Origin of the sequence: Streptomyces sp. NPDC001985 (assembly GCF_040296845.1) — a bacterium.
In the GTDB taxonomy this organism is placed as follows: Bacteria; Actinomycetota; Actinomycetes; order Streptomycetales; family Streptomycetaceae; genus Streptomyces.
The window spans coordinates 1-6,732 of sequence record NZ_JBEOYB010000147.1 but is presented as its reverse complement, the minus strand read 5'-3'; the positions used below and the strand labels follow the sequence as shown (position 1 = coordinate 6,732).

4 protein-coding genes are annotated in these 6,732 nt (G+C 70.9%); 3 read left to right on the top strand and 1 reads right to left on the bottom strand.

Features of this window, described 5'->3' with window-relative positions:
• Nucleotides 1-430 precede the first annotated feature (430 nt).
• A complete protein-coding gene (locus ABT122_RS32880; RefSeq protein ID WP_351559742.1) occupies nt 431-2,893 on the bottom strand; it encodes a DEAD/DEAH box helicase in 2,463 nt (820 codons plus the stop codon).
• Between the two features lie 79 nt (nt 2,894-2,972).
• Between ABT122_RS32880 and bldG the strand changes: the two genes are divergently transcribed.
• The 3 genes from bldG (at nt 2,973) to ABT122_RS32865 (ending at nt 6,583) form a co-directional block, all read left to right on the top strand.
• Complete coding sequence (gene bldG, locus ABT122_RS32875; RefSeq protein ID WP_351559740.1) at nt 2,973-3,326, top strand: anti-sigma factor antagonist BldG; 354 nt, start codon at nt 2,973-2,975, stop codon at nt 3,324-3,326.
• A gap of 122 nt (nt 3,327-3,448) precedes the next feature.
• Nucleotides 3,449-3,886: an ATP-binding protein gene (locus ABT122_RS32870; protein WP_351559738.1), complete on the top strand. Its 438-nt coding sequence runs from the start codon at nt 3,449-3,451 to the stop codon at nt 3,884-3,886.
• Between the two features lie 288 nt (nt 3,887-4,174).
• The gene (locus ABT122_RS32865) at nt 4,175-6,583 is read left to right on the top strand and encodes a sodium-translocating pyrophosphatase (RefSeq protein WP_351559736.1); all 2,409 of its coding nucleotides are present in this window, start codon (nt 4,175-4,177) and stop codon (nt 6,581-6,583) included.
• The last annotated feature ends 149 nt before the right edge of the window (nt 6,584-6,732 follow it).

The window sequence follows — 6,732 nt, the reverse complement described above, 5'->3', positions numbered from 1 at the left end:
CCCACACGGCCCCGCACGGTGCGGGCCACGGTCGGGGGCCGCCCCCCGAACCCCCGCTCCTCAAACGCCGGAGGGGCTGGCTTTCGTGCCTCGGCCCGGTGGGAGGCGCTGGAAGTCGTGCGCCCCGAACTCTGGCAGGGCTGGGTGGGCGCTCCTCAAACGGCGGAGGGGCTGGATTTTGAGCCTTGGCCCGATCGGAGGCGCTGGAACTGAGCCTCGGCCCGAACGGAGGGGCTGGATGAGCGCGCTTCGAACTCCGGGGGCTGGAAGTGGTGCCTCGGCCCTGCCGGCGGGGCCGGCCGGGTGGGCGTGCCCTAAACAGTGCTGTGCCTCAAACCCCGGCGGGGCCGGGTGGGCGTGCCACGAACTCCGACGGCCTGGGAGTGAGGCCCGGTTTGCTCGTCGGTCGTCGGTCGTCGGTCGTCGGTCGTCAGTCGTCAGTCGTTGGTGGGGGAGGGCGGAGGAGTTCGGTGAGGAGGCGTACGGCGGCTCTTTTGTGGAGGGGCTCGTTGCCGTTGCCGCACTTCGGGGACTGGATGCAGGAGGGGCAGCCCGCCTCGCACTCGCAGGCGGCGATCGCCTCACGGGTCGCGGTGAGCCACTCGTGGGCCGTGTGGAAGGCCCGCTCGGCGAAGCCCGCCCCGCCGGGGTGGCCGTCGTAGACGAAGACCGTGGGGAGCAGCGTGTCCGGGTGGAGCGGCACCGAGACCCCGCCGATGTCCCAGCGGTCGCAGGTGGCGAAGAGCGGGAGCATCCCGATGGAGGCGTGCTCCGCGGCGTGCAGGGCCCCGGCCAGCTGCTCCGGGTTCACCCGGGCGGCGTCCAGCTGCCCCTCGGTGACCGTCCACCACACGGCCCGGGTGCGCAGGGTGCGCGGCGGGAGGTCGAGCCGGGTCTCGCCGAGCACCTCCCCGGTGATCAGCTTGCGGCGCAGGAAGGAGACGACCTGATGGGTGACCTCGACGGAGCCGTAGCAGAGCCTCCCCTCGCCCCAGGGGATCTCGGTGTCGGTCTCCAGGACGGAGACGGAGGTCTGGTCGCGCGCGGTGGTGGAGTACGGCGGCGCCGCCTCCTCCACGAGCGCCGCCGAGTCCTCCAGGTCCAGCCGCCGGACCAGATAGGTGCGGCCCTGATGGAGGTGGACGGCCCCCTCGTGGACGCTGGTGTGCGCGGCGGACTCGTCGACCGTGCCCAGCAGCCGCCCGGTGCCGGCCTCCACGATCTGCACCGGGCGCCCGCCCCCGCCCCGGATGTCGGTGAGGTCGGCGGCCCGCTCCCGCCGGGTCCAGTGCCAGCCGGAGGTCCGCCGGCGCAGCAGCCCCGCGGCCTCCAGCTGGGGCATGAGACCGGGTGCCGCCGGGCCGAACAGCCCCAGACCCTCCTCGGTCAGCGGCAGCTCCGCCGCCGCCGCGCACAGGTGCGGGGCGAGCACATAGGGGTTGTCCGGGTCGAGGACGGTGGACTCCACCGGCTGCCGGAACAGCGCCTCGGGGTGGTGGACGAGGAAGGTGTCCAGCGGATCGTCCCGGGCGACGAGCACCGCCAGGGCGCCCTGGCCGGAGCGCCCGGCCCGGCCCGCCTGCTGCCAGAGCGAGGCCCGTGTCCCGGGGTAGCCGGAGATCAGGACCGCGTCGAGTCCGGCGACGTCCACGCCCAGCTCCAGGGCGGTGGTGGCGGCGAGCCCCAGCAGCTCGCCCGAGTGCAGGGCCCGCTCCAGCGCCCGGCGCTCCTCCGGCAGATATCCGCCCCGGTAGGCGGCCACCCGCCCCGGCAGCGCGCGGTCGACCTCCGCGAGGCGCTCCTTGGCGATCAGGGAGATCAGCTCGGCGCCTCTGCGGGAGCGGACGAAGGCCACCGTGCGCACGCCCTGCACGGTCAGATCGGTGAGGAGGTCGGCGGTCTCGGCGGTGGCGGTGCGGCGCACGGGGGCGCCCTTCTCGCCGTGCAGCTCGGTGAGCGGCGGCTCCCAGAGGGCGAAGACCAGCTCCCCGCGCGGCGAGGCGTCGTCGGAGACCTCCCGCACCGGCAGCCCGGTGAGCCGCCCGGCGGCCACGGACGGTTCCGCCGCGGTGGCGGAGGCCAGCAGGAAGACGGGGTTCGCACCGTAGCGGGCGCATATCCGGCGGAGCCGGCGCAGGACCTGGGCGACATGGGAGCCGAAGACACCCCGGTAGGTGTGGCACTCGTCGACGACGACATAGCGCAGCGCACGCAGAAAGGAGGACCAGCGGGGATGGGAGGGCAGGATGCCCCGGTGCAGCATGTCCGGGTTGGTCAGGACATAGGTGGCGTACTGCCGGACCCACTCCCGCTCCTCGACCGGGGTGTCCCCGTCGTAGACCGCCGGGCGGACCCGGTTGCCCAGCGGCGCGGCGAGCTCCTTCACCGCGCGGCACTGGTCGGCGGCGAGCGCCTTGGTGGGGCCGAGGTACAGGGCGGTCGCGCCGCGCCCGTTCGGCGCGTCGGACCCGTCCAGCAGGGTGCTGAGCACGGGCGCGAGATAGGCGAGCGACTTGCCGGAGGCTGTGCCGGTGGCGATGACGACCGATTCGCCGTCGAGGGCGTGCTCGGCGGCGTCCGCCTGGTGGGTCCAGGGGTGCTCGACACCCGCCAGTCGAATGGCGTTGATCACTTCTGGGCGGATGCGGTCGGGCCAGACGGCATGGCGGCCCGGCCTGGGGGGCAAGTGCTCCGTATGAGTGATGCGCGCGGCCCGGCCCGCCCCTGCGGCGAGCCGGTCCAGGACCGTACCGGGGGCAGGGCGGGTTTCCCCGCTCTCGGCGGGTCGTCTGGGACGGAGTTTCTTGGCCATCGGCACCGAGTGTGTCACTGGTGTGACGGACAATGGTCCCAAGGCGTCGTGCATGGCTGCTGGTAAGTGATTGAATGCCATCGCGGCTGGCGACCGTCCCCCGGCTCCGCCGGGGAGACCTCAGGGGGCGGGCGCTCGATAGCAAGGTGCTGGAGGATCCGTGGACCTGTCCCTGTCGACTCGCAATGTGTCCGGCCCAGTCGGCGACCGTACGGTCGTCGAGGTCGGTGGCGAGATTGATGTTTATACCGCGCCCAAGCTGCGCGAGCAGTTGGTCGAGTTGGTGAACGACGGCAGCTACCACCTGGTCGTCGACATGGAGGGTGTGGACTTCCTCGACTCGACCGGGCTCGGTGTGCTGGTGGGCGGCCTGAAGCGCGTACGCGCGCATGAGGGCTCACTGCGCCTGGTCTGCAACCAGGAGCGCATTCTCAAGATTTTCCGGATCACGGGCCTGACCAAGGTGTTCCCGATCCACACCACGGTAGAGGAAGCCGTCGCGGCCACCGACTGAGACCGGCCGCAGTCGCCGGAGGAAGAGAGGGGCACCGGGCATCCAGCCCGGGCCTCCCCGATGCACGCCCGTACGTCTGCACGCCCGTACGTCTGCACGCCCGTACGTCCGAGGGGGATCGCATGGCCACCGTCGAACTTCGCTTCAGTGCCCAGCCCGAGCACGTCAGGACCGCCAGGTTGGTGGCCGCTGCCGTGGCGCGCCGGGCCGGGGTCGACGAGGCCGTCCTCGACGAGGTCCGGCTCGCGGTGGGCGAGGCATGCAGCCGTGCCGTCGGGCTGCACCGCGGCCATGGGATCACCGCTCCCGTACGGGTGGTTCTGAACGACGAGGACAAGACCTTCGCCATCGAGGTCGGGGACGAGGTCCCCGCTCCGGGGGCCGACGGCCGGCCCGCCTCCGGTTCGCGCGGCGCGGCCGAGGACGAACCGGAGGGCGAGGACGAGATGGGCCTCGCCGTGATCAGAGGTCTTGTCGACGATCTGGAGGTCAGTTCCACCGACGAGGGCGGAGTGATCAGGATGAGCTGGCCGACGACACCGGTCTCCGTGCTCCCCTGACGGCTCCGCCGCCCCGGGGAAGCGCCCCGGTGTTCTCATAGTCTCAAAGTTGTGGAAGAGGCCCTGCTGAGCAGGGCCTCTTTTCTTTTCGGTAGATCGTTTATCGAGATCATCGATCAAGCGTCAATGCTTTCGCCCCATTACCGCTTTCGGGGGCAGTTTCCGGAGCCGATCATTTGCTGAGTAGCAACTGAAGGTCAATTCCATTTACCGCGCACTGTTTTGATCCGGTTCCGCTCCCTACAATCCGTCCACATCTTGAGCTCTGAACGACGTCAAGGAGGACGAATGGCGGGGCTCCTCAGCTCGCAACAAAATGATCACCCCACTTCTCTCGCGGCTGCGGTACTCACGGATGACAATCGGCTGATCGTGATTGTCATCGCCGTGGTGGCCCTGGCGGCGCTGGTCGTGGCCCAGGTGCTGGTGCGCCAGGTGCTGGCCGCCGGCGAGGGCACCGATTCCATGAAGAAGATCGCGGCGGCGGTCCAGGAAGGCGCGAATGCCTATCTGGCCCGACAGTTGCGCACCCTGGGCATCTTCGCTGTCGTGGTCTTCTTCCTGCTGCTGCTTCTCCCGGCCGACGACTGGTCCCAGCGTGCCGGCCGTTCCGTGTTCTTCCTGGTGGGCGCCGTCTTCTCGGCCGCCACCGGATACATCGGGATGCGGCTCGCCGTCCGGGCGAATGTGCGCGTGGCGGCGGCCGCGCGGGAAGCGACACCCGCGGAAGGAGAACCGCAAAAGGATCTGACCGCCGTCGCGCACAAGGCGATGAAGATCGCATTCCGTACGGGCGGTGTCGTCGGGATGTTCACCGTGGGCCTCGGCCTGCTCGGCGCGTCCTGTGTCGTCCTGGTCTACGCGGCCGACGCGCCCAAGGTGCTGGAGGGCTTCGGCCTGGGCGCCGCGCTCATCGCCATGTTCATGAGGGTCGGCGGCGGCATCTTCACCAAGGCCGCCGATGTCGGCGCCGACCTGGTCGGCAAGGTCGAACAGGGCATCCCCGAGGACGACCCGCGCAACGCCGCCACCATCGCCGACAACGTGGGCGACAACGTCGGCGACTGCGCGGGCATGGCCGCCGACCTCTTCGAGTCGTACGCCGTGACGCTGGTCGCGGCCCTCATCCTCGGCAAGGCGGCCTTCGGTGACGCCGGACTCGCCTTCCCGCTGATCGTCCCGGCGATCGGCGTGGTCACCGCGATGATCGGCATCTTCGCGGTCGCCCCGCGGCGCGCCGACCGCAGCGGAATGACCGCCATCAACCGCGGATTCTTCATCTCCGCGCTGATCTCGCTCGTCCTGGTCGCCACGGCGGTCTATCTCTATCTCCCGTCCACCTACGCCGACCTGGAGGGCGTCACCGAGGCCGCCATCAGCGGCCACGCCGGGGACCCGAGGGTCCTCGCCCTGGTCGCCGTGGCCATCGGCATCGTCCTCGCGGCCCTGATCCAGCAGCTCACGGGCTACTTCACCGAGACCAGCCGACGCCCCGTCAAGGACATCGGCAAGTCCTCGCTGACCGGCCCCGCCACCGTCATCCTCGCCGGAATCTCCATCGGCCTGGAGTCCGCCGTCTACACCGCGCTGCTGATCGGTCTCAGCGTGTACGGGGCGTTCCTGCTCGGCGGTACGTCGATCATGCTCGCGCTCTTCGCGGTGGCGCTGGCCGGCACCGGGCTGCTCACCACCGTCGGTGTCATCGTCGCCATGGACACCTTCGGACCCGTCTCCGACAACGCGCAGGGCATCGCCGAGATGTCCGGCGACGTCCAGGGCGCGGGCGCCCAGGTCCTCACCGACCTGGACGCCGTCGGCAACACCACCAAGGCCATCACCAAGGGCATCGCCATCGCCACCGCCGTCCTGGCGGCAGCCGCGCTCTTCGGCTCGTACCGCGACGCGATCGCGAGCGCCGCCGCCGACGTCGGCGAGAAGGTCGGCGACGGGGCGCCCATGAACCTGGTCATGGACATCTCCCAGCCCAACAACCTCGTCGGCCTGATCCTCGGCGCGGCGGTCGTCTTCCTCTTCTCGGGGCTGGCGATCAACGCGGTCTCCCGCTCGGCGGGGGCCGTGGTCTACGAGGTGCGGCGGCAGTTCCGCGAGCACCCCGGGATCATGGACTACACCGAGAAGCCCGAGTACGGGCGGGTGGTGGACATCTGCACCAAGGACGCGCTGCGGGAACTCGCCACCCCGGGCCTGCTCGCGGTGCTGACCCCGATCGCGGTCGGGTTCTCCCTCGGCGTCGGGGCGCTCGGCGCGTTCCTGGCCGGCGCGATCGGCACCGGCACCCTGATGGCCGTCTTCCTCGCCAACTCCGGCGGAGCCTGGGACAACGCCAAGAAACTCGTCGAGGACGGCCACCACGGCGGCAAGGGCAGCGAGGCCCACGCCGCGACCGTCATCGGCGACACCGTGGGCGACCCGTTCAAGGACACGGCGGGCCCCGCCATCAACCCGCTGCTCAAGGTGATGAACCTGGTGGCGCTGCTGATCGCCCCCGCGGTGATCCAGTTCAGCTATGGGGACGACGCCAGCGCCGGGGTACGGGCGGTGGTGGCCGTGCTCTCCATCGCGATCATCGTCGGATCGGTGTACATCTCCAAGCGCCGGGGCATCGCCGTCGGCGACGACGAGCCCAGCGTCGTCGAGCAGGGCGCCAAGTCCCCCGACCCCGCGGTGGTGTCATAACACCGGACCCGTCATCGGAAGGACCCGGGAACGGGCGGGCGGGGGGGGGGGGGGGGGGGGCGGCGGCGCCGGGGGGGGCCGCGGGTGGTGCACCACCCCCCCCCGCACCCCCCCGGAGGGGAGGAAGAACAGGGAGAGGATGGGTAAGC